General features: G+C 57.2%; 26 protein-coding genes and 2 pseudogenes. 20 read left to right on the top strand and 8 right to left on the bottom strand.

Annotated elements, in window-relative coordinates; translation table 11 throughout:
* The first annotated feature begins 507 nt into the window (after positions 1-507).
* From POR16_RS00510 to POR16_RS00495, 4 genes are all read left to right on the top strand, one after another.
* A complete protein-coding gene (locus tag POR16_RS00510; RefSeq protein WP_005887824.1) occupies positions 508-1,365 on the top strand; it encodes a GNAT family N-acetyltransferase in 858 nt (285 codons plus the stop codon).
* Positions 1,366-1,527: 162 nt separating this feature from the next.
* A complete protein-coding gene (locus tag POR16_RS00505; protein ID WP_005887822.1) occupies positions 1,528-2,241 on the top strand; it encodes a cupin domain-containing protein in 714 nt (237 codons plus the stop codon).
* Positions 2,242-2,689: 448 nt separating this feature from the next.
* Entirely contained in the window at positions 2,690-3,139 is a 450-nt protein-coding gene (locus POR16_RS00500) for a hypothetical protein (RefSeq protein WP_005887820.1), read from the top strand.
* A 128-nt stretch (positions 3,140-3,267) separates the two neighbouring features.
* Complete coding sequence (locus POR16_RS00495) at positions 3,268-3,972, top strand: hypothetical protein (protein WP_024690705.1); 705 nt, start codon at positions 3,268-3,270, stop codon at positions 3,970-3,972.
* Between the two features lie 94 nt (positions 3,973-4,066).
* Here the strand turns inward: POR16_RS00495 and POR16_RS00490 are convergent, their stop codons facing one another.
* Positions 4,067-4,585, bottom strand: coding sequence for a GNAT family N-acetyltransferase (locus tag POR16_RS00490; RefSeq protein ID WP_304665143.1), 519 nt, complete (start codon positions 4,583-4,585; stop codon positions 4,067-4,069).
* Between the two features lie 685 nt (positions 4,586-5,270).
* Between POR16_RS00490 and POR16_RS26110 the strand changes: the two are divergent.
* From POR16_RS26110 to POR16_RS00475, 3 genes and pseudogenes are all read left to right on the top strand, one after another.
* Positions 5,271-5,580 (top strand): annotated as a pseudogene (locus POR16_RS26110) (type VI secretion system tube protein Hcp); the annotation flags it as partial.
* Position 5,581: 1 nt separating this feature from the next.
* Positions 5,582-5,908 (top strand): annotated as a pseudogene (locus POR16_RS00480) (type VI secretion system amidase effector protein Tae4); the annotation flags it as partial.
* A 35-nt stretch (positions 5,909-5,943) separates the two neighbouring features.
* Complete coding sequence (locus POR16_RS00475) at positions 5,944-6,375, top strand: type VI secretion system amidase immunity protein Tai4 (protein ID WP_122381194.1); 432 nt, start codon at positions 5,944-5,946, stop codon at positions 6,373-6,375.
* A gap of 72 nt (positions 6,376-6,447) precedes the next feature.
* Here POR16_RS00475 and POR16_RS00470 read toward each other — a convergent pair whose 3' ends face one another.
* The 3 genes from POR16_RS00470 to POR16_RS00460 all read right to left on the bottom strand — a co-directional run bounded on the left by POR16_RS00470 (position 6,448) and on the right by POR16_RS00460 (position 9,654).
* Positions 6,448-7,992 carry a phosphoenolpyruvate carboxykinase gene (locus POR16_RS00470; protein ID WP_005887809.1) on the bottom strand — a complete coding sequence of 515 codons (1,545 nt, stop codon included), beginning with the start codon at positions 7,990-7,992 and terminating at the stop codon, positions 6,448-6,450.
* A 179-nt stretch (positions 7,993-8,171) separates the two neighbouring features.
* Positions 8,172-9,074, bottom strand: coding sequence for an Hsp33 family molecular chaperone HslO (hslO, locus tag POR16_RS00465; protein ID WP_005887807.1), 903 nt, complete (start codon positions 9,072-9,074; stop codon positions 8,172-8,174).
* A 175-nt stretch (positions 9,075-9,249) separates the two neighbouring features.
* On the bottom strand, positions 9,250-9,654 hold the full coding sequence (locus POR16_RS00460) for an RNA-binding S4 domain-containing protein (protein ID WP_005887806.1): 405 nt from the start codon (positions 9,652-9,654) through the stop codon (positions 9,250-9,252).
* Between the two features lie 170 nt (positions 9,655-9,824).
* On the opposite strand from POR16_RS00460, the gene rimA reads away from it, so the two are divergent.
* From rimA to POR16_RS00425, 7 genes are all read left to right on the top strand, one after another.
* Complete coding sequence (rimA, locus tag POR16_RS00455) at positions 9,825-10,607, top strand: S6 modification regulatory phosphodiesterase RimA (protein ID WP_005887804.1); 783 nt, start codon at positions 9,825-9,827, stop codon at positions 10,605-10,607.
* A gap of 16 nt (positions 10,608-10,623) precedes the next feature.
* Positions 10,624-11,100: a retropepsin-like aspartic endopeptidase RimB gene (rimB, locus tag POR16_RS00450; RefSeq protein ID WP_005887802.1), complete on the top strand. Its 477-nt coding sequence runs from the start codon at positions 10,624-10,626 to the stop codon at positions 11,098-11,100.
* Entirely contained in the window at positions 11,097-12,002 is a 906-nt protein-coding gene (rimK, locus tag POR16_RS00445) for a 30S ribosomal protein S6--L-glutamate ligase (RefSeq protein ID WP_003318100.1), read from the top strand. The genes rimB and rimK overlap by 4 nt, the downstream gene beginning before the upstream one ends.
* Before the next feature lie 454 nt (positions 12,003-12,456).
* A complete protein-coding gene (gene gltP / locus POR16_RS00440; protein ID WP_005887801.1) occupies positions 12,457-13,788 on the top strand; it encodes a glutamate/aspartate:proton symporter GltP in 1,332 nt (443 codons plus the stop codon).
* Positions 13,789-13,878: 90 nt separating this feature from the next.
* A complete protein-coding gene (locus POR16_RS00435; protein ID WP_005887799.1) occupies positions 13,879-14,154 on the top strand; it encodes a hypothetical protein in 276 nt (91 codons plus the stop codon).
* Between the two features lie 216 nt (positions 14,155-14,370).
* Positions 14,371-14,619, top strand: coding sequence for a TIGR02647 family protein (locus tag POR16_RS00430; RefSeq protein ID WP_005887797.1), 249 nt, complete (start codon positions 14,371-14,373; stop codon positions 14,617-14,619).
* Between the two features lie 182 nt (positions 14,620-14,801).
* Complete coding sequence (locus POR16_RS00425) at positions 14,802-17,648, top strand: class I adenylate cyclase (RefSeq protein WP_005887795.1); 2,847 nt, start codon at positions 14,802-14,804, stop codon at positions 17,646-17,648.
* Positions 17,649-17,748: 100 nt separating this feature from the next.
* On the opposite strand, the gene rnk is transcribed toward POR16_RS00425, so the two are convergent.
* The 3 genes from rnk to cyaY all read right to left on the bottom strand — a co-directional run bounded on the left by rnk (position 17,749) and on the right by cyaY (position 18,863).
* Entirely contained in the window at positions 17,749-18,156 is a 408-nt protein-coding gene (gene rnk / locus POR16_RS00420) for a nucleoside diphosphate kinase regulator (RefSeq protein ID WP_024668944.1), read from the bottom strand.
* Between the two features lie 135 nt (positions 18,157-18,291).
* On the bottom strand, positions 18,292-18,528 hold the full coding sequence (locus POR16_RS00415) for a DUF1289 domain-containing protein (protein ID WP_005887791.1): 237 nt from the start codon (positions 18,526-18,528) through the stop codon (positions 18,292-18,294).
* 2 nt (positions 18,529-18,530) lie between these two features.
* Complete coding sequence (gene cyaY, locus POR16_RS00410; protein ID WP_005887789.1) at positions 18,531-18,863, bottom strand: iron donor protein CyaY; 333 nt, start codon at positions 18,861-18,863, stop codon at positions 18,531-18,533.
* Positions 18,864-19,069: 206 nt separating this feature from the next.
* Here cyaY and lptM point away from each other — a divergent pair, with 206 nt between their 5' ends.
* Genes lptM through POR16_RS00380 form a run of 6 tightly spaced genes read left to right on the top strand, consistent with a single transcriptional unit; the run spans position 19,070 to position 23,643 of the window.
* A complete protein-coding gene (gene lptM / locus POR16_RS00405; protein ID WP_003377923.1) occupies positions 19,070-19,216 on the top strand; it encodes an LPS translocon maturation chaperone LptM in 147 nt (48 codons plus the stop codon).
* Positions 19,217-19,225: 9 nt separating this feature from the next.
* Positions 19,226-20,473 carry a diaminopimelate decarboxylase gene (lysA, locus tag POR16_RS00400; RefSeq protein ID WP_024668942.1) on the top strand — a complete coding sequence of 416 codons (1,248 nt, stop codon included), beginning with the start codon at positions 19,226-19,228 and terminating at the stop codon, positions 20,471-20,473.
* A gap of 4 nt (positions 20,474-20,477) precedes the next feature.
* Positions 20,478-21,308 carry a diaminopimelate epimerase gene (gene dapF / locus POR16_RS00395; RefSeq protein ID WP_005887785.1) on the top strand — a complete coding sequence of 277 codons (831 nt, stop codon included), beginning with the start codon at positions 20,478-20,480 and terminating at the stop codon, positions 21,306-21,308.
* Positions 21,309-21,321: 13 nt separating this feature from the next.
* Positions 21,322-22,056, top strand: a complete 735-nt coding sequence (locus tag POR16_RS00390) for a DUF484 family protein (protein ID WP_005887784.1) — start codon at positions 21,322-21,324, stop codon at positions 22,054-22,056.
* Positions 22,057-22,058: 2 nt separating this feature from the next.
* Complete coding sequence (gene xerC, locus POR16_RS00385) at positions 22,059-22,958, top strand: tyrosine recombinase XerC (protein ID WP_024668940.1); 900 nt, start codon at positions 22,059-22,061, stop codon at positions 22,956-22,958.
* Positions 22,951-23,643 carry an HAD family hydrolase gene (locus tag POR16_RS00380; protein WP_005887780.1) on the top strand — a complete coding sequence of 231 codons (693 nt, stop codon included), beginning with the start codon at positions 22,951-22,953 and terminating at the stop codon, positions 23,641-23,643. The genes xerC and POR16_RS00380 overlap by 8 nt, the downstream gene beginning before the upstream one ends.
* Positions 23,644-23,717: 74 nt before the next feature.
* On the opposite strand, the gene sutA is transcribed toward POR16_RS00380, so the two are convergent.
* On the bottom strand, positions 23,718-24,050 hold the full coding sequence (gene sutA, locus POR16_RS00375; RefSeq protein WP_005887778.1) for a transcriptional regulator SutA: 333 nt from the start codon (positions 24,048-24,050) through the stop codon (positions 23,718-23,720).
* Between the last annotated feature and the right edge of the window lie 36 nt (positions 24,051-24,086).

Below are 24,086 nucleotides of genomic sequence, written 5' to 3'. Positions count from 1 at the left end.
TCATGGCATGACGAGCAGTCCGACCTCGTCTCAAGGGCGGTGATGCACGCTGCAGCACACCCTCATTACAACACCGTGAAATCAGCATATGGCGTTAAAAGTGATGGCTGCTTGATAGAAACCACCGTTTTGAGGCATGCGCTCAGCAGACTTTGCGGGGCGCTCCAGCCTTGGGCAAACCCCGGTTTTCAGTGCCTTTTTGACCCTTTTCAGGGCGCTCAGGCTCAAGCACGCGGCTTTGCACCGCAGAACCTGCGCCGCCATGCTGATTAGTGAGAGAGCAAAATCCGACAGCTATATATATAGAGCTTCATCGGCACGAAAAACCACAAGCATTTGCTGCCGGGTCTTCGACTCATTTAAGCAGTAACTGTGGTCTGGCGAACGGTGGTTTGCGGAATCTGCCGAATGCTCGCCCGCCTCTTGTCACCTCTCGCCGCAGGTGGGATACAGCACGTCTGCAGTATCTTTTTATTGCCTGTGCATTCTTCTGGACGGAGACACGTCATGCTCGCTCAGCAACGCCTCGACTTTGAATACCGCCCCATGACCGCAGCCGACGTCGGCAACGCTCATGAATTGTCCATCGCCTTGAAGTGGCCGCATCGACTTGAAGACTGGGCCATGCTGCAACGTGTCGCGCAGGGCTTCGTCGCGTTACATAACGGCCGTTTGATCGGCAGTGCGTTCGCCTGCCATCAGGGTAAATTCTCGACCATCGGGCTGGTTATCGTCAGCGATGACTATCAGGGCAAGGGCATTGGTCGCAAGTTGATGGAGATGGCGGTAGGCAGCGTTCCACCGCGTACCGCCGTGCTCAACGCGACGCTGGCAGGCGCGCCACTGTACGAAAAAATGGGGTTCGTCAGCTTTGGCGAGGTTCACCAGCGCCAGGGTCAGGCGCAACAACCGACACCGACCGGGTTGAACGCCGGGGAAGACTGTCGCGCCCTCAGCGAAGCTGACCATCCTCGCGTGCTGGAACTGGCAAACGCCGGTTCGGGCATGGATCGCTCAGTCACGCTGGGCGATTTGCTGAACGACATCGAACATGCCGTCGGTATCGAACGTGACGGCCAACTGCAGGCCTTCGCTTTACTCCGCCCATTCGGCCGTGGCCTGTGCATTGGTCCGGTGGTTGCCCAGACAGTCGATCAGGCCCGGCACATGATCGGGCAATTGCTGACCAAAGTGCCCTACGCCTTCGTTCGCATCGATATCCCGGCCGAGTGTGGCCTGGGCGACTGGCTGGAAGAGGCGGGCCTCAAGCGCGTCGACAGCGTGACCTGCATGAGCATGGGCGCAGTGCCGCAACCCAGCCAGGGCGTGCGCCAGTTTGCGCTGATTACTCAGGCAATCGGTTAGGAGCCAGCTCAAGAACACTGTCTTGCCAATGCTCCGCGCTGGCAAGCAGCTCCGGACGCGCTGCGTCCGGCCTTGAACATGTGACGCAGAGCGTCACGAAAGGGATTACCACGCCAGAGCGTGGGAACGATCATCGACTCGTCAAACTCAGGAACCAAGTCAATGCCCCACCCAACTGTATTGCTGCTTGCCCGTGCCGACCTCAGCCCGGTAGACACCGAATTCACCGCCGGCCCCCTCGACGCGCATGACCCGTTCGATAATGGCCGTCGCACGGCGTTCATCGATGATCAGGGCATCGCTGCCGGTGTGGTTCACTTCGGCACATCACTAACAGTAGAGGCCTATCCCTACACCGAAATGCTCGTGATGCATCGCGGGTCCGCAACGCTGAGCTCCGGCACCCACCGCATCACCATCAGCACCGGTGAAAGCGCGGTGATCGGTCGCGGCACTCACGTGCAAATCGAAGCACAACCGGACAGCCTCTGGGCGTTCTGCACGTCGACTAAGGCCAGCGGGCCAGACAAACCCGGCATCGTCCCGCTCGACCGCCTCGCCATGCTCACGCCCTCCTCGCCGCCAGACCCGGCGATCATGATCAGCCCGCTGCCGCAGTGCCGCAGCAACAATTTGTTCGAGGACACCGCAAGCACCCTGCGCATCGGTGTGTGGGATTCCACCCCCTACGAACGCATCTCGCGTCCGCACAAGATCCACGAACTGATGAACCTGATAGAAGGCAGCGTCGAGCTGAGTCTGGAAAACGGCCCAAGCCTGACGGTGAACACAGGCGACACCGTATTCGTCGCCCAAGGCGCACCCTGCAAGTGGACCAGCACGGGGTATGTGCGCAAGTTCTATGCGGTGACGTGAAACGAGTTTGTTGCGCCCTTCAGCTCTGTAGGGCGCATTTTCTACATAGGTATATAACTCCCGCCAGCGCAGTTAATCCAACACTGCACTAAAAGACAAGCGCAATAATGTTTATTAACTGATTAACAAACAATCAGAAACGTCCTACTTTACTCCCTCGCCCTCTGTGCTAAAACTCTTGTTCATCGGGGCAATTCAGGCACTTGCCGATAACCCGCTTATCAACAGTCCTGTGCTTTCGCATGGCGCTACTTTGTAGTTACTTGCTTATCTGAAAACAAACCATTGACGGGCGCATTCACCAGGCGCACGCACACACCTCTTACCTTACAGACTTGAATCTGGACGACCGGTGCTGGCAACGAATGATCGTTGCGCCGCAACGTCTCGCGCTTGATTTGTTAAAACCACACATAAGATTATTTGATTAACTTAAGGACTACACTGTATGAAAACCAAAAGGTTTTTGCTAACTTCTCTTGCCTTCGCCACACTGTGCGCAACGGTTGCTGCGCAGGCAGGACCACCGGTTACTGTCACCTTCAAGAACCTGGGCACCGAGGTGGCGGAGTATAAATTCGTTACTCGTAACGAGGTATCAACTCATTTGAATGCCAGAACGGCTATCGCCGCAAATGTCCAACCTGGTGATTCGAATTTTTATACTGTGCAAAGCACGATCTCACCGGATACCAGTTACGCCAGTGTTCGCTACGTCATGGGCTCCAAGGTTTGTATATTCTCGACCACCTTCATAAAGCTTCACGGTGCGGGTGGGGCCAAGGTGCCAAAATGGAACCGTACTGCAAACTCTGAAGGCGGCGCCGTCTGCACGGCCACGTCTCGAGCCACCAATTTTTCCACCTATGCGTGGGCTGCTGAATTCACCATGAAATAAGCTCTGGGGCGTGCGTGTTGCATTTTGACACGCACGTTTTCAAGCGGAAAACTAAAGCGGACTACTGCCGAGCCGATACAGAGGGTGAATATAAAGCCATGGATTGGCCTCTGCCGCGAGGACGCAGCATGATTGATAACGTATCTGTCACACACCTCACCAGCAGCACGATAACTACTGTCGCAAAAAGCGCTCCCTTAATGACACGTAGTACGGACCTAAAAGAGCCCGCTGCTACAACTCAGACTGACAGCGCTGGCTTCTCGACGTTGTCCAGACAGCTAAGTTCCACTGCAGCACGTGCCGATGCCCGCGATAGCAGCCTCAGTTTCAAAGACCTGCGTGCTTTAGCCGAGACCATTAACGATAAAATCGCAGGCACGAGTTACCGCGCCAATAGAACGTTGCACGACGCAGAAATTCCAGACACCGACGACTCGGCACGCCTGGAAAGAGCCCGTCAGGCGACTCAGTTCAGGAATGGATTAGGCACCAATCCGTTCGCGAGCCTATCCCAGGATGAACTGCGACTAATCATGTATGACGAAAGTGGCGACTTCACCATCAATGAAAGAAGCGCGGCTTCGTCCGAAAATCATCTTCAACAAGAAGCCTGGAACAGAGCGATGGGTAAGCGCTACGTTGATGAATACAACGAAACCGGCGAAAGCACTCAAACACTGGTCATGCTTCTCGCACACTACGACCAACTGCCACCCATAGAAAAAGCGCAATACCCTGCCAACTATGCCGCCACCATCACCTCGGGTGACAGCTCGGCCATGGGTATTTTCAGCGCACTTAAAAACCAGTCAGGCATACAGCAAACCTAAACGTAAAGGGGCACGCGGTTTCGCCTGCGTCTTATGCTGCCAGCAGTACACGGATGTGGGCTTAAGCCGATCCAACGCCAGTGCGGCCAGGCGACTACTCTGCGCTGAGTTCCAGCAGGTAGAACTTGCTGTCCACGGCGATCAACGGAAAGCTCGCGGGAAGCGCTTCTTTGGCGATTTCTCTGAAACCGTGCTTTTCATAGAACCTATGCGCAGCAAGGAATTTGTCGGTCGTGCCCAGGAATATGTCAGTAACGCCCCTGAGAATGGATTGCTTGATCAAGCAATCCAGCAACCTTGCCCCAACCGAAAACTCACGCCCGCGAAACGACGCCGCAACAAACATCTTTCGTAGCGCAGCGTGGCCTGAACCGATGTCCTTGAGCGCAATGCTTCCGATCACGCGCTCGCCTTGTACGGCAACCCAGAAGTCGCCGGCACCGGTCTGATAAAACACCGAAATCGCCTTCAGGTCAGGCTGATCCTCGGCAGTGATGGCTATGTCGAATTCCTCGCGCTGAATGGGCAGAATCAGCGCCAATACACCTGACTCATCGCTCGGCACAAAACGGCGTATCTCAATCTCGTCCGCGCTCACAGCCACCTCCTTCATCCTCATAAACCGAAAACCAGTATTCCAGACAAGCAAACTTCCCGACAAATCGAGGCGTTTACCTGCGCATTTCCGGCGGTCACACGAGCGTATGACCTCGAAGATGTTTAATTACAACATAGCCAGCGGCCTGTCGGTCGCGGCCGTAGCTTTGACCCACACTGCAGATCTGGCGCTTCAAACCTGGCAGTAGGCAGTTCCCGACATGCGCGATTGATGGCTTAAGCGATGCCGACGCCTCATAAAGCGAATAGATGACGTTAGCATGATACTTCGCCCCTACACCTTAAGCTGATCACTGGCTTCCTGAGCAGTGGCCGAAGCGCAGTGCATTAAGTCGATATGAGTATCAGCGTTTATCCAAGACTTGAGTAGGTTTAGGATAGGTCTAGAGTGGGCCCGGAGTGATGCTGGCGATACGCCTAATCAATGTCGTTACTGAGTTTACAATGACAAAAAACAGGCTAGGTCCAGTAGAGATCGAACGCCACCTGCTGGATAATCTAGGAAATTTCACACAAGAGACAGGGAAAGACCTCTCAAACTTGAGATATTTTCAAACTCAGTGCTGTAGACATCGGAACATTAACAAGATTAATTATTCGCTTGCAGCAAACAAAACCCCCTGATATTTTTGATTCTGAACACCACTGCTTGAACGTAAAAAACACAAGGAAACAGTGAAATGGCATTTGGTGCGCATATAAAAACAGAAGGCATACCCGGTGAAGCTTTGGATGATGCTTATAAAGATTGCATCGAAATTACTGGCTATGGTTTCGAAATGCACCAAAGCACCTCGGCCACAGCAAGTTCCTCCGGAGGAACCTCTTCGGGAAGGTCGTCTTTAAGTGACTTTACTTTCACAAAAGCCTTAGACAAAGCAAGCTGCAAAATTATCGGAACAGTATGTGCAGGCAAACATTTGAAAGAAGTTGTCTTATCATTGACACCGCGCAGGTGGAGACAAGGTTAAGTATTTTGAGATAATATTAATGGGAAAATACGTGTGCAGTCAGAATGAGCTATGTATTAGATTATTCGGGCTTGATCATACCCAAGACACCTGGACAAACAGTTTCCGGTAACGACCAACGGCAATATTTCTTCCGCGTCAAAAACCTTATACATTTTCTGGAAGCACGGTGGGGCAAGCCCGACGTCGTTAAGTACCCTCCCACTGGCGGCGGTGCACTGGCTAACAAGAAAGGCTTCATACTTTTTGAAATATCTGGATGGCAGGATGCGTCAGGCCATGCAACGCTATACGATGGAAACATTTGTTATGATCACTGCTATTTTAATGAGCCAGGCGCTAACTAAAGTACAGAAAAAGCAAACGTCTGGAGTCTAAGTTAATGAGAGTTATTTTTGCTGTCGGTTTATTGTTTTCGTGCCTCGCGCCCACAAGTTTTGCATCGCCTCCTGAGTCCTCCCCCCAAGGAATGGAGAGGACTTACGCACAAAATTACAGGGATATGGTGCTGGCGACCTGTATAGCCAATGCCTACAAGGGAGAAAAAAGCACCGCGATGGATGCAGGAAGCAGTGTCACTGCTTTACGCGAATGGGCCTATTATGATTTCGAGAAAAGCCCTGACGCCGTCAAAGCGCTCATTGATAAATATTTGGCCAGAGACTATACAAACCCACTGGTTGAATCTGAAATAAAAGGAGTCAAGTTTGATTTACTGAAGTGCCTGGATCTCTATCACAGTAAAGAGCTCAACGCCCTGGTAAAGGAGGTTGTGATAAAACCTGGCCAAACTTATGTTCAAGACAATAAATAACAGATCCTAAAATTCGTAAAACGAAGGCAAAAAAAACCGCCCGATGAAGGCGGTTTTTTTAAACGTTACCCGTTACAACTTTGGACCCGCTGCCTTGATGGCATCGCTCACGTCGAACTTCTTGAAGTTCTCCACGAACAGGCCAGCCAGTGCTTTGGCCGCTTCGTCGTAAGCAGCCTTGTCAGCCCATGTGTTGCGTGGGTTGAGTAGGCCGGTGTCTACGCCGGGAACCAGTTTCGGTACGTCGAGGTTGATGGTGTCGAGGTGTTCGGTTTCGGCACCGATCAACGCGCCGCTCTGGATAGCTGCGATCACGCTGCGAGTGGTCGGGATGTTGAAGCGCTTGCCGACGCCGTAGCCACCACCGGTCCAACCGGTGTTGACCAAGTACACCTTGGATTTGAAGCCGCGGATGCGCTTGATCAGCAATTCAGCGTATTCGCCAGCCGGACGCGGGAAGAACGGGGCGCCGAAGCAGGTGGAGAAGGTGGACTTGATGCCCGAACCCGAACCCATTTCGGTCGAACCGACCAGTGCGGTGTAGCCCGACAGGAAGTGGTAGGCGGCTTGTTCTTCGCTGAGGATGGATACTGGCGGCAGCACGCCGGTCAGGTCGCAGGTCAGGAAGATCACGGCGTTCGGCTCGCCACCGAGATTTTTCGGTGCGCGTTTTTCGATCAACTCACGCGGGTAGGCTGCGCGGCTGTTCTGGGTCAGGCTGCTGTCGGCGTAGTCGGCTTTTTTGGTAACCGGGTCGAGTACGACGTTTTCCAGTACAGCACCGTGCTGGATAGCTTTCCAGATGACCGGCTCGTTCTTCTCGGACAGGTCGATGCACTTGGCGTAGCAACCGCCTTCGATGTTGAACACCACGCCTTCACCCCAACCGTGCTCGTCGTCACCGATCAGGTAACGGCTTTCATCGGCGGACAGGGTGGTTTTGCCAGTACCGGACAGACCGAAGAACAGCGTCACGTCGCCCTCTTCACCCATGTTGGCGGCGCAGTGCATCGGCAACACATCGACGGCTGGCAGCAGGAAGTTCTGCACCGAGAACATGGCTTTCTTCATTTCGCCGGCATAGCGCATGCCTGCAATCAACACCTTGCGGGCTGCGAAGTTGATGATGACGGTACCGTCGGAATTGGTGCCGTCACGCTCAGGGTCACAGACGAACCATGGCGCGTTCTGGATTTCCCACTCGTCCTTGCCTGCCGGGTTGTACTGTTCAGGGTTGATGAACAGGCAACGGCCGAACAGGTTGTGCCACGCGGTTTCGGTGGTCATCTTGACGGGCAGGTAGTGCGCAGGATCAGAACCTACATGAACGTGGGAAACGAAACGCTCACGTTCTGCCAGGTAAGCACCGACACGGTTCCACAGAGCATCGAATTTCTCGGCCGGAAACTTGCGGTTGATCGGTCCCCAGGCGATGGCGTCCTGAGTGCTCGGCTCTTCCACAATGAAACGATCGACCGGCGAACGGCCAGTACGATGGCCCGTTTGCACAACCAGTGCGCCAGTGTCAGAAAGTTCGCCTTCGTTACGGGCAAGGGCTTCCTTGACCAGTTCGTCGGTGCTCAGATCGGTGTACACAGCGTTGTTGGTTTGCGTCATGAGGTTCCCCGTCGGCCTGTAGCCGAGTGCTCCAAACGGTTTTGTAGTAAAAAAACAACCACTACTACAGCGTAAAAGTGGGCCGGATTATGCCAGAAATGCCCAGAAATGGTAGGACCCTCCTGTCAGAACAGCATTACAGGCGCCCACACCGTATTCTGAGAGCCTTTACGCGTTGATCAATGGCGCGTGTCAGATGGCGAATCGACACCGCCGCCAGCAAACAGCTGCGCGACGTCAGTGGCATCGAACAGGTAGCGCTCGTTGCAGAACTGGCAGTCGACTTCAATTTGGCCGTTATGCTCGATCACCAGTTGCTGCGCATCTTCCAGACCGAGGCTGACCAGTGCATTGGCGGACCGCTCGCGCGAGCAGCTGCAGCGGAAGCAGATCGGCTGCACGTCGAAAAGGCGAACCGGGTCCTGGTGATAAAGGCGATGCAGGATGGTCTCGTTGTCCAGGCTTAGCATTTCTTCGGCCGACAGGGTGTTGGCAAGCGTGATGACGTGTTCCCAGCTGGCAGAGCGCTCGTCAGGGTCGGTGATCTGCGCGGCAGGCAACTGTTGCAGCAGCAAGCCGCAAGCGCGGTGACCGTCAGCCTTGAGCCAGAAACGCGTACCCAGCTGCTCGGACATCACGAAGTAGTTGGAAAGGCTTGCCGACAGGTCGACGCCGTCCAGCGCTACGATGCCCTGATAACGCTTGCCCTTGCGCGGGTCGACAGTCAGCGCCAGCGAGCCATCGGGCATCAGGTCCTGAAGCCCGGCACCTGGCGTTATCTGCGATTCGTCGTACCGGGCAATGCCCCGCAGCTCTCGCTCGCTGGAACATTCGACCATCAACAGCGGTACGGCGCCATTGGAGCGCGCCTGCAGAATCAGCAGGCCGTCAAACTTTAGCGTGCCGACCAACAAGGCCGCAGCCGCCATCAGCTCGCCAAGCAACTGCGCGACAGGTTCCGGGTAGGGGTGCTTGGCCAGTACTTCGGCGTAGCTACGCTCCAGCTCTACCAGCTCTCCACGGACGTCGCTTTCGTCGAAGATGAAACGCTGGGTGAAATCGGTGTCCGGTAAATCATGCATAGGAAGGGGGTATCTGAGTTGATGACAATGGATGGCCGTCGGCTGCAAGCGCGCCAAACGGCATTTGAAAGTGCTGTGCACCATAAGGTTTGACCGGCATTTTAGGAGCTATACGGCGCGCTTCCAAGCTGGAAGCGCGCTTGGGCGACTGTCCGGTATGCCATTCGGCGGTTTTTCAGTCGCTGTCCCGGGCACCGCGGAAATCAAAAAGCTGCCTGCGCTGCTTCTTGGTCGGCTTGCCGTCGGTGGTCACGCCCAGGTTGCCGGCCTTGCGCTGAGCCGCTGCATTTTCTCGCCGGGTAATGCTCTCTGGCGTCTCGCGATAGAGCGTCTGGGCTTCCGGCGCGCCTCGTCGAACAACCGAGAGAGCCTCGACAACGACCGTGCGCTCGTCGAAGCCCATCCGGATCTGAAATTCATCGCCGAGACGCGGCTCCTTGCCAGGCTTGCAACGTTCGCCGCGACAGTGCACCTTGCCGCTTTCGATGGCAGCCTTGGCCAGCGCACGCGTTTTGAAGAAGCGCGCCGCCCACAACCATTTGTCCAGACGAACCTTGTCGTCTTCAAGCTTTTGTGCCATTTGAATTCCTCATCGATGCGGCAGTCTGAACGATATCTGACTCATCGGGAAACTTGACAGCACTCGGATGGCTAACGTTTCAACATCCTGCCAACATGAAGTAACCGATCCTTGCTTGTCAAAATCAGCCATTCATCATTGTATTGCCCCGACCTCACATGGAGTGCGACGTGACAGAATTTCCAACTTCGTTAACCTCCCCCAGGAAGGGGTGTGAGGGCTGCACCGGCAGTCCGGAACTGGGCTTCTCGTTCGACTATGCCTATCAGCCCATCGTGGACCTGCGCGACCAGTCCACTTTTGCCCATGAAGCGCTGGTGCGTGGGCCCAATGGCGAGAGCGCGTATTCGGTGCTGAGTCAGGTCAATGACAAGAACCGTTATCGCTTTGACCAGATGTGTCGCACCACGGCCATTGCCGGTGCGGCAAGGCTGGGCATGACCGAGCGTTTATCGATCAACTTTTTGCCCAATGCCGTGTATCGTCCCGAATTATGCATCCGCAGCACACTGGAAGCCGCCAAGCTTCACGACTTCCCGATCGACAGGTTGATTTTCGAAACCATCGAAAGCGAGCACGTGTGCAGCAAGGGCCATTTGAGCAACATCCTGCGTGAGTATCGACAGTTCGGCTTCATGACCGCCATCGATGACTTCGGCGCCGGGTATTCAGGCCTGACGCTGCTCGCTGATTTCCAGCCCGACCTGATAAAACTCGACATGCATCTGATCCGCGATGTTCATCGTGATCGCGCGCGTCAGGCAATTGTTCGCGGGGTTGTCACAATGTGTTCGGACTTGGGGATTAAAGTCATCGCAGAAGGCATAGAACAGATAGAGGAGCGGGATTTTCTCGCCGACTGCGGCATTGTGCTGATGCAGGGTTATCTGTTCGCCAAACCTGCCTTCAGAGCCTTGGCTCAGGTAACACCGAAAGCCTGGAAGACGCCTTGAAAAATACGGAATCGCATTGAAGACATTTGATCACCTGACCGTTATCGGCCTGCGCGAGTGGGTAGCGCTGCCCGACCTGGGGGTGGCTGGCCTGCGGGCAAAAATCGATACCGGCGCAAGTACTTCAAGCCTGCACGCCACTGAAATCGAGCCTTTCGAACGCGACGGGCAGAAATGGGTTCGCTTCAACGCACACCTCGGAACGGTGGTTCAGCTACGGCATCGTCGATGCGAAGCGCCGCTGGTCGCCTTGAAAACCATAAAAAGCTCCAACGGCCACGCACAGGTGCGCTACGTCATTCGCACCACACTGGCACTGGGCGATCTTATCTGGCCGGTGGAATTCACACTGGCGTGCCGCAAGTCGATGCGCTATCGACTGCTGCTGGGTTCAAAGGCTCTGATAGACGGCCAGCTGGTCGTCAATCCGGGCATAACGTATGTACAAGACAAGCCGGTGTTCCCGGCCTCTACTTCCTCAGGTGTTGCATGAAGATCGCTGTGCTTTCGCGTAATCCGCGTCTGTATTCCACCCGTCGTCTGGTTGAAGCCGGTATCGAGCGGGGCCATGAGATGGTGGTGATCGACACCCTGCGCGCCTACATGAATATCGCCAGCCACAAGCCGCAGATCCATTATCGCGGCAAACCCCTGGAAGGCTTCGACGCGGTGATTCCGCGCATCGGTGCCTCGGTGACGTTCTATGGCTGCGCGGTGTTGCGCCAGTTTGAAATGATGGGCGTGTTTCCGCTCAATGAATCGGTCGCCATTGCCCGCTCGCGGGACAAGCTGCGTTCGCTGCAGTTGCTGTCACGTCGCGGTATCGGCTTGCCTGTTACCGGTTTTGCCCACTCCCCGGACGATATTCCGGACCTGATCCAGATGGTCAACGGCGCGCCGCTGGTCATCAAGGTGCTGGAAGGCACTCAAGGGATCGGGGTGGTGCTGTGTGAAACCGCCACCGCAGCAGAATCGGTGATCGAGGCCTTCATGGGCCTCAAGCAGGACATCATGGTTCAGGAGTACATCAAGGAAGCAGGTGGCGCAGATATTCGCTGCTTCGTAGTCGGTGACAAGGTCATTGCCTCGATGAAACGTCAGGCCAAACCGGGGGAGTTCCGCTCCAACCTGCACCGTGGCGGCAGCGCCAGCCTGATCAAGATCACGCCGGAAGAACGCATGACTGCGCTACGTGCAGCGAAGGTCATGGGGCTGAGTGTGGCGGGCGTGGATATCCTGCGCTCCAACCACGGGCCGCTGGTAATGGAAGTAAACTCGTCTCCCGGCCTGGAAGGCATCGAAGTGACGACCAGCAAAGACGTGGCCGGGATGATCATCGAATATCTGGAAAAAAACAGCGGCCCGCACATGACACGCACCAAGGGCAAAGGCTGATCCATCAGAAACCTGTCGAGCGCCTGAGCCATCCATCCATTGCGGATACGCAGGCTTGGGCGTCTTGATACCGTACATCTGTTAAATCCCTCGGGTAATCGATTCAGCACTGCGATATTCGTCTTTCCACCACTATCTCTTCCACCACGCCAAAGGCGACGTTTTAGCCACCTTTGCGCCGAATAGCCACTTCCTCGCCTGACATAAATCAATACTTATTTACGTTTTTGTATGCCGATTCGGCATGAGGTAGTCGTTTACGGCATTAGACGTGAGCGCGCGCCATGGGAATAGTTGCGACTTTTTTCGCCTGCTACAGAGCTCGGATGCTCGCCTGCGGTGACCTTCTCGGGACATTTCCAAAGGGATTCCCCTGCCCTGAAAATGCTGCAAAAAGCACGCTCGGCGCATCGGTTTTGGACTTGCCCAAGCCACTTCCAACAAGGGTAATAATATGAAGAAGGCAAAGCTGAGTCTGGCCTGGCAGATTCTGATCGGACTGGCACTGGGCATCGCTGTGGGCGCGCTGCTCAACCATTTCAGTGCCGAAAAGGCCTGGTGGATCAGTAATATCCTGCAGCCAGCGGGCGACATCTTCATCCGTCTGATCAAGATGATCGTTATCCCTATCGTGGTTGCGTCGCTGATTGTGGGTATCGCAGGCGTGGGCGATGCCAAAAAGCTAGGGCGCATCGGCCTCAAGACCATTCTGTATTTCGAAGTAGTGACCACCATCGCCATTCTGGTGGGGCTGGTTTTGGCCAACGTGTTCCATCCGGGCACCGGCATCGACATGAGCACACTGGGCACGGTCGACATTTCGAAATACCAGCAAACTACAGCTGAAGTTCAGCACGATCATGCCTTCGTCGCGACCATTCTCAACCTGATCCCTTCCAATATCTTTGCCGCAATGGCGCGCGGCGAGATGCTGCCGATCATCTTTTTCTCGGTACTGTTCGGTCTGGGCCTTTCCAGCCTGCAAGCCGAAGTTCGCGAGCCTCTGGTGAAGCTGTTTCAGGGTGTCTCGGAAACCATGTTCAAGGTCACGCACATGATCATGAGCTACGCCCCGATAGGCGTATTCGCGCTGATCGCGGTGACCGTGGCCAACTTTGGCTTTGCATCGCTGTTGCCGCTCGCCAAGCTGGTGATTCTGGTTTACGTGGCGATTATCTTCTTCGCCTTCGTGGTACTGGGTCTGATCGCCAAGGCTTTCGGCTTTTCGGTCATCAAGCTGATGCGCATCTTCAAGGACGAGCTGATTCTGTCCTACTCCACCGCCAGCTCGGAAACAGTCCTGCCGCGCGTGATCCAGAAGATGGAAGCCTACGGCGCACCGAAAGCGATCTGCAGTTTCGTGGTGCCCACTGGCTATTCGTTCAACCTCGACGGTTCGACGCTTTATCAGAGTATTGCGGCGATATTCATTGCCCAGCTTTACGGCATCGACCTGTCGATAGGTGCACAGCTGATGCTGGTACTGACGCTGATGGTCACCTCCAAGGGCATCGCGGGCGTACCGGGCGTCTCCTTCGTCGTGTTGCTGGCGACACTGGGCAGCGCCGGCATCCCACTGGAAGGCCTGGCCTTCATCGCGGGCGTCGACCGGATCATGGACATGGCGCGCACGGCCCTGAACGTGATCGGCAACGCACTGGCGGTACTGGTGATCTCGCGCTGGGAAGGCATGTATGACGATGCCAAGGGCGAGCGCTACTGGAACTCCCTGCCGCACTGGCGCAGCAAGCAACCTGTGCCGCTGGCTCAGCCGACCGCCGACTGACCTTCACGCCTGACTGACAGACCCCGGACTTCCGGGGTTTGTTGTTTTCAGGTCGCCGGTTAGACTGCCCGCCTTACTTGAGGATTTACCATGACCGACGCAATCGACAACGACGAAGAAGAATTTGCCGCTTCGACCCTGATCGAAGCCATCGAGAACCAGATAGAAGCCGGTAACCCGCCAGCGGCCAAAGCGGTATTCAACATGCTGACCCTGGTGAATTACGAGCGTGAAGACATTCTCGAAATGATGGCGCACGTTCTGGCCATCGAAATCGACGCCTTGCTTGAACAGGACCGTCCGTTCGACACGCAATGGTACGAAGCTGCCTTGCGCGCCCTGCCTGAGCTGCCGCCCGAGAAATAATCATCCGGCCGTTCATGTCGTCGATATATATGCTGCAAACACTTCGGACGCTGACTACACTGCAAATGCCCCGCTGCCGCTGAATCCTCCGGGGCCATCTCGCCAAACCGGCTTTAACGGTCATCCAGAACCGACGAGCGAAGAACGGACACGTCGATTCCAGAACCCACCCGCCAGCCGGCCAGGTCGTACCATTACAAAAAGTCTGGAGTACCTATGTCGTATACCCCTGAGTTGGTTGCCGAACTGGAAATCCTTGCACTGTTCAATCTGGGAAATACCCAGGAAGGCCTCAAAGTCCATCACGTCGCGGCCCCCACTGCCGTCACAGCAGCAAAAAGACTGTTCGAAAAAGGTCTCACGACTCAGGTCGATGGCGGTTATCTGACCAGCCTCGGACTTGAAGCGGCGCAACACGCCCAATCCCTGCTGACCATCCTCAGCGTATCTGAACAGGCGGCCTGAAGGCCGCGGGGCCTGCGCACAAAAACCTGTGGCAGGCCCTTCACTTATCTGACTCCCGGTCGATAACCGATACTGGCGCCAGAACGACAACCCGAACGAACCCGTTTCTCTCGGCTGCAAACCTTCTTCGCCATCTTGCTCAGCAATTCCACGGCTGCACAGGCCAGATGCCTTGAGTTGCGATGACGCGTAATCCTGAAATTCGTCCCGACCTGGATGAGGGCATCGACCGCAAGGTGCTCAGCCAGTTGCGCAACCGCTTCCTGTCCCTCAATGACGGGCGGTACGCGCGCGCCCTCGAAGGGTTCTCGACCCGCCAGCAAAGTGTTCTGACCCTGCTGCCGCTGTTTTTCCACGTCAATCATCCTCTGTTGCCGGGCTACGTTTCAGGCAGCACGCCAGCGGGTGTATCGCACTATGAGCCAGACACCCTGGCGCTGGCAGAAGCTCAGCGCCTGACGCGCTCGTTCTCGTACAAGGCGCGCCACGGCCACCCGCCTCAACCTATTCATGGCCTGTTCCTGATGGGCAGCCTCGGCACGCTCGCTCAGGCTGAACAAAGCGATATGGATGTGTGGGTCTGTCACGACAGTACGCTGGACACAGACGCCATCGCCGAGCTGCGCAAGAAATGTCAGGCCCTCGAAGCCTGGGCGGCCACGATGGGAGCGGAGGCGCATTTTTTCCTGATCGACCCACAACGCTTCAGAAGCGGTGACCGCGACTCGCAGCTCAGCTCGGACGATTGCGGCACGACTCAGCATTACCTGCTGCTGGACGAGTTCTATCGCACCGCAATCTGGCTCGCTGGCCGCACCCCGATGTGGTGGATGGTGCCGGTCTATGAGGAGCAGAATTACGAGGAATACACCCATACGCTCCTCAACAAACGCTTCATTCGCGCCAGTGAAGTGCTCGATCTAGGCCCGATGTCGCACATTCCGCCGGCGGAGTTTGTTGGCGCAGGGTTGTGGCAACTGTTCAAAGGCATCGAATCACCCTACAAGTCAGTGCTCAAGCTGCTGTTAATCGAGGTGTATTCCAGTGAGCATCCGCGCGTCCAGTGCCTGAGTCTGCGTTTCAAGCAGGCTGTGTTCGCCAATCAACTGAACCTGGATGAGCTGGACCCGTATGTGGTCGTCTACCGGCGTATCGAAGAGCACCTGCAAGCGCGCAATGAGCCGGAACGGCTGGAGCTTGTGCGCCGCAGTCTGTACCTGAAGGTCAACAAGAAGCTCAGCGGGTCCACTCGTCAGCGCAACATCGGCTGGCAGCGCCAGTTGCTGGAACGCCTGACCTCGGAATGGGGCTGGGACGAGCGGCACTTGGCGCTGCTCGACAGCCGCAGTCAATGGAAAGTACGCCAGGTAGCGAGTGAGCGCCGCGCGCTGGTCAACGAGCTGAATTACAGCTATCGCTTTCAGGCCCAGTTCGCCAAAACGCAACGCACCGCCGACACGCCCGGCGCCCGCGACCTGACTATCCTTGGACGCCGCCTCTATGCGGCGTTCGAGCGCAAGGCGGGCAAGGTCGAATTCATCAACCCGGGGATCGCTCCGGACTTGGCCGAAGACACACTGACGCTGGTGCATTCGCCCAATAAACGCGAGCCCGGCAAGCATCAATGGGCGTTGTACAACGGCAACCTGAGCATTCATGAATGGCCGAACTTCACGCCGATCAAACGTAGCCGGGAGTTGCTGGAACTGTTGACCTGGTGCCACCGCAACACCGTGATCGACTCCACGACCCGTTTGGCGCTGCACCCGGGCGCCAGCGATCTGAGTGAATCCGAGCTGTTCAACCTGCTCGGCGCCCTGCAGCAGAGCATCGAATTGCCGCTCCCTGAAGTGGGCGACGAGGCGTTGCTCAAGCCAAGCGTGCCCAGTGAAATATTGCTGCTGATCAATGTCGGCGTCGACCCGCTCAGGCATCACCGCGATCTCAACATCCTGATGACAACCGAGCGCACGGATGCGCTCAGTTACGCCGGGGTGCGGGAAAACCTGGTGCTGACGCTGGACCAGATCACGCTCAATAGCTGGAACGAAACGCTGGTCAGCCGCTATGACGGCCCGCACGCCTTGCTTGATTGCATGAGCGAACTGCTCGGCAGCTTGCCGGTAGATGGAGAACAGCCACGGATTCAGGTGCGTTGCTTCTGTCATAACCGCGCGCCAGCCATCGCCCAGCGTGTCGAGGAACTGATCAGCACCGCGCGGTTGTTACTCGCCAGACGGCTGAACCATCGCTACCTGATTCAGGTGCAGCAGCAGTACCACGTTCTGGAAATAAGGCCAGGGCAGGTCGGCCATGTGGTGGTGAACAGTTTGCCAGGGTTATTCAAATACCTGGGTGAGGAGCTGCCGACTTACAGTCCCTTGCACCTCGACCCTCAGGCACTCGACGGCCACGACCTGGCCCTGATTCTGCCGTTCGGGCAGCCGGAATGCATTCAGGTGTTTTACCGGATCAACGAGCCGGATACCGACCTGTACGTGCTCGACGAGCACAATTCGCTCTGGCACCAGCGCGTGCCCTACCACGACGAGCAAAGCCTGTTACTGCCGCTGCAGCGCTTTTTCCACTCATTGGTCTATCGTCGGGGCGCCTCCCTGCCGCTGGATAATCCGTCCGAGCCGCTTTCCCTCGAGACCCTTTACTATCAGGTGCTGCCTTCCGGGCCCGGTCTTGCGCGACGCATCGAACAGCGCCTGGCGCCAACTGCAACGGACAAACCGTTTTACGACGTGCAGGCAATCATCGAAGAAGCCTCACCGGGACAGCTGAACACTACGCTGTACTGCGACAACAGCGAGTTTTCCGAGCTGGAATACGGCGATCAGCTATACGCCGCCGTTGCTCGGCAAATCCTCGGCAAACGTCTGGAACCGCAGCGCTATCGCTGTTACATCACTGACCTGGATATTTCCGGCCTGCTGGATGAGCGGCACGGGCAGAGCATCCTCTTTCTGCGCCACAAGGCCGAGCTGGAAAAGCTGCTGAACGAGGCGATGGATCAAGCGTGACTATCACCTTACTTATCGTCCCGGCGCTCCGCGTGGGTATGCAGCTCTGGACGTTATGCGTCCGGTATTGATCGTGCGGCGCCGCAAGAGAGGTTCTCGATTACTCGTACTCACCCGCCGCTTCCGGCTGATATTCCACCGCCAGCAAGGTCAGTTTCAGGGTCTTGCCGCCCGGCGCGGGCCAGTCGATATGCTGGCCGACCTGCAGGCCCAGCAAGGCCGAGCCCATAGGCGCGAGAACCGAGACAGTGCCCTCTGCGCCAGCATCCTGCGGGTAGACAAGCTTGAGGTGGTAATCCTTGCCACTGACTTCTTCGCGGCAGTGCACGCGTGAGTTCATGGTCACAACGCCTGCAGGCACTTCATCGTGGCCAACCACTTGCTCGGCACGGTCCAGTTCGGCCTGTAACGCCTGGATACCCGGCGCGTCTTCGTCCTGGCTGGCGATAAAGCTTTCAAGACGCTGTACGTCGAGACGGGTGAGGATGATCGAAGGTGCTGTGGTCATGGTCTGGGCAGACTCCTTTATTCTCCATGAATAAAACAAAACCCCGCCGATAGGCGGGGTTTGACGGGCTTCTTTATCTAAAGAAGCAGCCTTCGACACTAACACAGCGCAGCAAATACACAACCCGACGACGTCTCAGCTAGCAGGCTGGCCGTTCTCGACGCTGGCACGGCGATCTTCTGCCTCGCGGCGAATCTGCCGACGCCGGTCGTCATCGGCCGAGCGCCATTCGCGGATGTCTTCGACGTGACGAAAACATCCCAGGCAGACCTTTTGCTCATCGAGCCGACACAGACTGATGCAGGGCGACGCTACTGCAGGGCTGACGTTGCTGAACAATGGCTTGGGCGGTCTGGCGGTAGTCTGGCTCACGATCAGATCTCGGAGAAGTCCAAGTCGGCACCAGCCTGCTCGAGCGTCATGCGCGCAAGCATCTCGCTGAGCAGCTCGTCACTGGTGTCACATGCCCAACGGCTCTCGTCTTCATCGTAGTCGAAGTGAAAACCACCCGATTTAGCGGCTAGCCAGAGCTGACGGAGCGGTTCCTGACGGCTGAAAATCAGCTGCGAGCCGCCTTCGAACTTGACGGTCAGTACACCGGCCGAGTTTTCCAGATCGACATCCAGACCGCTCTCGTCGAAAACGTCTTCGATATTCTGTTGAGTCGCATCGACGAGGTCGTGGAAACGCGCTTCGGTCAAACTCATTACGGGAACCTCGATTAATGTCTGCTGATAGCGCAAACGCGCAAGATACGGACGCTGTCGGGCAAATGCAAAGCCTAACCGTCGGTTGTTGTCAGATGAACACATTAATGCACGAGCCCCGCTCGACGGGAGGCCCCTCGCATAGGCAAGGTGCCGGGTGGTCGGTATACTCGGGCGCAATTAATGCTTTTACAAAGGATTTCGCCATGAAGCGCCTGATCTCTTCGCTTGCTGCGCTTGTCGCGGTCGCTTGTCTTGTTACCGCCTGCGGCCAAAAAGGCCCGCTGTATCTGCCGGATGACACCAAAACTCCGGAAGAACAAGCCAAATCGCAATCGCACAAGCACCTTTAAGGGAATCCAATGGACGCCTTCAACTACCGCGACGGTGAGCTGTTCGCGGAAGGGGTAGCATTGTCTGCCATTGCCGAGCGCTTCGGCACGCCGACGTATGTCTACTCACGCGCTCACATCGAGGCGCAATATCGTGCCTACGCCGACGCGCTGAGCGGTATGCCGCACATGGTCTGCTTCGCCGTCAAAGCCAACTCCAACCTGGGTGTGCTCAATGTCCTGGCGCGTCTTGGCGCCGGTTTCGACATTGTGTCGCGTGGTGAACTTGAGCGCGTGCTGGCCGCTGGCGGCAAGGCGGAGAAGATCGTCTTCTCCGGCGTCGGCAAGACCCGTGAAGACATGCGCCGCGCCCTCGAAGTCGGCGTGCACTGCTTTAACGTCGAATCCACCGACGAACTGGAGCGCCTGCAGGACGTCGCCGCTGAACTCAACGTTCGTGCGCCGATTTCGCTGCGCGTCAATCCGGACGTGGACGCGGGCACCCACCCGTACATCTCCACCGGCCTGAAAGAAAACAAGTTCGGCATCGCCATTGCGGCGGCCGAAGACGTTTACATTCGCGCCTCGCAGTTGCCAAACCTCGAAGTGATCGGCGTCGATTGCCACATCGGTTCGCAGCTGACCACGCTTGAGCCGTTCATCGATGCACTGGATCGCCTGCTGCAGTTGGTCGATCGTTTGGGCGATTGCGGCATTCACTTGCACCACATTGACCTGGGTGGAGGCCTGGGTGTGCGTTACCGCGATGAAGAGCCACCGCTGGCAGCCGACTACATCAAGGCTGTGCGCGAGCGTCTGGCCGGTCGCGACCTGGGCTTGCTGTTCGAACCGGGGCGCTTCATCGTCGCCAACGCCGGCGTGCTGCTGAGCCGTGTCGAATACCTCAAGCATACCGAGCACAAGGACTTCGCCATCGTCGATGCGGCGATGAACGACCTGATCCGCCCGGCCCTGTATCAGGCCTGGATGGACGTAACGGCGGTGCGCCCTCGTGACGGCGAAGCTCGTGCCTATGACATAGTGGGTCCGATCTGCGAGACCGGTGATTTTCTCGCCAAGGGCCGCGAACTGGCACTGGCCGAAGGCGATCTGCTGGCGGTGCATTCAGCCGGTGCCTATGGCTTCGTCATGAGCTCGAACTACAACACCCGTGGCCGCGCCGCCGAGGTACTGGTCGACGGTACTCAGGCTTTTGAAGTCCGTCGTCGCGAAACCGTGGCCGAGCTGTTCGCTGGCGAAAGCCTGCTGCCGGAGTAATCCCATGCTGCTGCGTTTTACCAAGATGCACGGGCTGGGTAACGACTTCATGGTTCTGGACCTGGTCAGTCAGCACGCGCATATTTTGCCCAAGCACGCCAAACAATGGGGCGACCGCCACACCGGCATCGGTTTCGACCAGTTGCTGCTGGTCGAGGCGCCTACCAACCCGGACGTTGATTTTCGTTACCGAATCTTCAATTCGGACGGCTCTGAAGTCGAACAATGCGGCAATGGCGCACGCTGTTTCGCACGCTTCGTGCTCGACAAGCGCCTGACCGCCAAGAAACAGATTCGCGTCGAAACCAAAGGCGGCATCATCGAGCTGGATATCCGCAGCGACGGGCAGATCAGCGTCGATATGGGGCCGCCTCGGTTCGCTCCGCAAGAGATTCCGTTTCAGGCAGCGGAGCAAGCCAGCAGCTACTCGGTCGAATTAGACGGGCAGACGGTCGAGCTTGCCGCTGTGTCGATGGGCAATCCTCACGCCGTACTGCGTGTCGATGACATCAACAATGCGCCGGTACACGAACTGGGCGCGAAGATCGAACATCACCCGCGCTTTCCGGCACGGGTCAATGTCGGCTTCCTGCATGTTGTGGATCGCCAGCGCGCGCAGTTGCGCGTCTGGGAGCGCGGCGCAGGGGAAACCCAGGCCTGTGGCACCGGCGCCTGCGCGGCAGCAGTTGCCGCTATCAGCCAAGGCTGGATGGATTCACCCTTGCTGATCGACCTGCCCGGAGGTCGCCTGTCCATCGAATGGGCTGGCCCGGGACATTCAGTGATGATGACCGGCCCTGCGACTCGGGTCTACGAAGGCCAAGTTCGTCTTTAAGCGAGTAACCATGATGACCGATCAGCCTCCAGCTTCAACCGGCACCCCCGGCGAATCGCCCGTCGATGCCGCAGCGCCAGACCTTGAGGCAGAAGCGGTCATCGCTTTTCTGCTGGAACACCCGGAGTTCTTTGCCGAGCACGACGAGCTGCTGGTATCGATGCGCATTCCTCACCAGCGTGGTGACACCGTCTCGCTGGTCGAGCGGCAGCTCAAACTGTTGCGTGAACGGAACATCGAAATGCGCCATCGCCTGTCGCAGTTGATGGACGTCGCACGGGACAACGATCGCCTGTTCGAAAAAACCCGACGCCTGAACCTTGCCCTGATGGACGCCACCAGCCTGGACGAGCTTGTCATCGCAGTGGAAGACAGTTTGCGCCAGGATTTTCAGGTGCCCTTCGTCAGCCTGATCCTGTTCAGCGACACCCCGATGCAGGTAGGTCGCTGGGTCAGTACTGTCGACGCGCAGAAAGCCATCGGCGGTCTGATTGGCGACAAGATCATTTGCGGCGCGCTGCGTGAGCATGAGCTGGCCTTCCTGTTTGGTGAAGAGCAAGGCAAGGAAGTCGGCTCGACTGCTATCGCCAGCCTCAACCATCTGGGCCTGCATGGCGTGCTGGCAATTGGCAGCCGTGATCCGCAGCACTACAAAAGCTCCGTCGGCACGTTGTTTCTCAGCTATATCGCTGACGTGCTGAGCCGTCTGCTGCCCCGTTTCGCCCATTCGTTACGCTCGGTCCGCTAGCCGTGGAACAGCACCTGGACGCGTACTGCATGCACCTGCGCAGTGAGCGCCAGGTGTCGCCGCATACGCTTGAAGCCTACCGACGCGATCTGGGCAAGGTTCTGGCGTATTGCCAGAAAGCCCAACTGTCGAGCTGGAATGAGCTGGATATCCAGCATCTGCGCAGCTTTACTGCCCGCCAGCACCAACAAGGCCAGTCTTCACGAAGCCTGGCGCGAATGCTGTCGGCGGTGCGTGGCTTCTACAAATACCTGAACCGTGAGGCCATCTGCGCACACGACCCTGCCAATGGCCTGTCCCCGCCCAAGGGCGAACGCCGCTTGCCCAAGACGCTCGACACCGACCGCACCGCGCAATTGCTGGACGGTGGCGTTGAAGATGATTTTCTGGCGCACCGCGATCACGCCATTCTGGAGCTGTTCTACTCATCAGGCCTGCGCCTGTCGGAGCTGACCGGCCTGAACCTTGACCAGCTAGACCTTAGCGATGGCCTGATACAGGTTCTGGGCAAGGGCAGCAAAACCCGTGTGCTGCCTGTCGGCAGCAAGGCACGTCGGGCGCTGGAAACCTGGCTGCCGCTACGCGCGCTGGCCAACCCGCAGGACGATGCGGTGTTCGTCACCCGGCAAGGCAAGCGTCTCGGCCCACGGGCAGTTCAGGTCAGGCTCAAGGCGGCTGGCGAGCGAGAGCTGGGGCAGAATCTGCACCCGCACATGCTGCGTCATTCTTTCGCCAGTCACCTGCTGGAATCGTCCCAGGACTTGCGCGCAGTGCAGGAGCTGCTCGGCCACGCTGACATCAAAACGACGCAGATCTACACGCACTTGGACTTTCAGCACCTGGCGACTGTCTATGACAACGCCCACCCGCGCGCCAAACGTAAAGGATCTGCAGATGATTAAGCTGGTGACGTTCGATCTTGATGACACGCTCTGGGACACAGCCCCAGCCATTGCCAGTGCCGAAGCCATTTTGCGTGACTGGCTGACAGAACATGCGCCGAAGCTGGGGCCGGTCCCCGTCGAACACCTGTGGGAAATCCGCTCGCGGCTGCTGGCGGCAGACCCCTCACTTAAGCACCGAATCAGCGCGCTGCGCCAACGTGTGTTGTTTCACGCCCTTGAAGATGCCGGCTACGACTGCGACGAGGCGCAAAGCCTCGCCGATGAGAGCTTTGAGGTCTTCTTGCACAACCGTCACAAGGTGCAGATTTTTCCGGAGGTGCAGCCCACTCTGGAAATCCTGGCCAAGACTTTTACCTTGGGCGTGATCACCAATGGCAACGCCGATGTACGGCGACTGGGGCTGGCAGACTACTTCGCCTTTGCCCTGTGCGCCGAAGACCTCGGCATTGGCAAGCCAGACCCGGCGCTGTTCCACGAGGCACTGAGGCGCGCAGACGTTGATGCCTCGGTGGCAGTGCATGTCGGCGATCACCCCAAAGACGATATTGCAGGCGCACAGCAGGCTGGCATGCGCGCGATCTGGTACAACCCGCAGGGCAAGGTCTGGGACGCAGACCGCCTGCCGGATGCCGAGATACACAACCTGTCGCAACTGCCGGAGGTATTGGCGCGCTGGGCCTGAAACCGGCATGAAACGCCCACAATAGAAAAAGCCCGCAGCGACGGCGGGCTTTTTCTCATACAGCGTCTGTGCCCTTAAATAGGTCGGCTGCCGTATTTGTTGTCAGGCTTCTTGGGCGGATCGGCGACCACATTGGCCTCCACTTCCTGCACCTTGCCGCCGCGCGCCAGGAATTCTTCCATGGCACGCGCCAGAGCATCACGCTCCTTGTTTTTGGCTTCTACGCTAGGCAACTCCTCGACCGACACTGCGGCCTTGGCCTTGCCTTTGGCGGGTGCTGCCGGAGCGTCGGAGTCGTCTGGCTCAGCAGACTCGTCTTCCGGGGAAGCAGCTGCAAGCTCCTCACCGTCCTCTTCGCCTTCCAGGTCGTCTACCAGATCGTCGTTAGTATCGTCGTCGTCGCTCATGTTCTACCTCATGACTTGCGAAAGCTGATTAGTTAT

Source organism: Pseudomonas coronafaciens pv. oryzae str. 1_6, assembly GCF_000156995.2.
Classification (GTDB): Bacteria; Pseudomonadota; Gammaproteobacteria; order Pseudomonadales; family Pseudomonadaceae; genus Aquipseudomonas; species Aquipseudomonas tremae.
The sequence above is the reverse complement of the archived record's forward strand: the minus strand, read 5'-3'. Positions and strand labels throughout refer to the sequence as shown.

Bases quoted from the DNA above. Each gene is read 5' to 3' on its own strand.
- POR16_RS00510 (WP_005887824.1), top strand. From the start codon at position 508: ATGCTCGCTCAGCAACGCCTCGACTTTGAATACCGCCCCATGACCGCA.
- POR16_RS00505 (WP_005887822.1), top strand. From the start codon at position 1,528: ATGCCCCACCCAACTGTATTGCTGCTTGCCCGTGCCGACCTCAGCCCG.
- POR16_RS00500 (WP_005887820.1), top strand. From the start codon at position 2,690: ATGAAAACCAAAAGGTTTTTGCTAACTTCTCTTGCCTTCGCCACACTG.
- POR16_RS00495 (WP_024690705.1), top strand. From the start codon at position 3,268: ATGATTGATAACGTATCTGTCACACACCTCACCAGCAGCACGATAACT.
- POR16_RS00490 (WP_304665143.1), bottom strand. From the start codon at position 4,585: ATGAAGGAGGTGGCTGTGAGCGCGGACGAGATTGAGATACGCCGTTTT.
- POR16_RS00475 (WP_122381194.1), top strand. From the start codon at position 5,944: ATGAGAGTTATTTTTGCTGTCGGTTTATTGTTTTCGTGCCTCGCGCCC.
- POR16_RS00470 (WP_005887809.1), bottom strand. From the start codon at position 7,992: ATGACGCAAACCAACAACGCTGTGTACACCGATCTGAGCACCGACGAA.
- hslO (WP_005887807.1), bottom strand. From the start codon at position 9,074: ATGCATGATTTACCGGACACCGATTTCACCCAGCGTTTCATCTTCGAC.
- POR16_RS00460 (WP_005887806.1), bottom strand. From the start codon at position 9,654: ATGGCACAAAAGCTTGAAGACGACAAGGTTCGTCTGGACAAATGGTTG.
- rimK (WP_003318100.1), top strand. From the start codon at position 11,097: ATGAAGATCGCTGTGCTTTCGCGTAATCCGCGTCTGTATTCCACCCGT.
- gltP (WP_005887801.1), top strand. From the start codon at position 12,457: ATGAAGAAGGCAAAGCTGAGTCTGGCCTGGCAGATTCTGATCGGACTG.
- POR16_RS00435 (WP_005887799.1), top strand. From the start codon at position 13,879: ATGACCGACGCAATCGACAACGACGAAGAAGAATTTGCCGCTTCGACC.
- POR16_RS00430 (WP_005887797.1), top strand. From the start codon at position 14,371: ATGTCGTATACCCCTGAGTTGGTTGCCGAACTGGAAATCCTTGCACTG.
- POR16_RS00425 (WP_005887795.1), top strand. From the start codon at position 14,802: ATGACGCGTAATCCTGAAATTCGTCCCGACCTGGATGAGGGCATCGAC.
- rnk (WP_024668944.1), bottom strand. From the start codon at position 18,156: ATGACCACAGCACCTTCGATCATCCTCACCCGTCTCGACGTACAGCGT.
- cyaY (WP_005887789.1), bottom strand. From the start codon at position 18,863: ATGAGTTTGACCGAAGCGCGTTTCCACGACCTCGTCGATGCGACTCAA.
- lptM (WP_003377923.1), top strand. From the start codon at position 19,070: ATGAAGCGCCTGATCTCTTCGCTTGCTGCGCTTGTCGCGGTCGCTTGT.
- lysA (WP_024668942.1), top strand. From the start codon at position 19,226: ATGGACGCCTTCAACTACCGCGACGGTGAGCTGTTCGCGGAAGGGGTA.
- dapF (WP_005887785.1), top strand. From the start codon at position 20,478: ATGCTGCTGCGTTTTACCAAGATGCACGGGCTGGGTAACGACTTCATG.
- POR16_RS00390 (WP_005887784.1), top strand. From the start codon at position 21,322: ATGACCGATCAGCCTCCAGCTTCAACCGGCACCCCCGGCGAATCGCCC.
- POR16_RS00380 (WP_005887780.1), top strand. From the start codon at position 22,951: ATGATTAAGCTGGTGACGTTCGATCTTGATGACACGCTCTGGGACACA.
- sutA (WP_005887778.1), bottom strand. From the start codon at position 24,050: ATGAGCGACGACGACGATACTAACGACGATCTGGTAGACGACCTGGAA.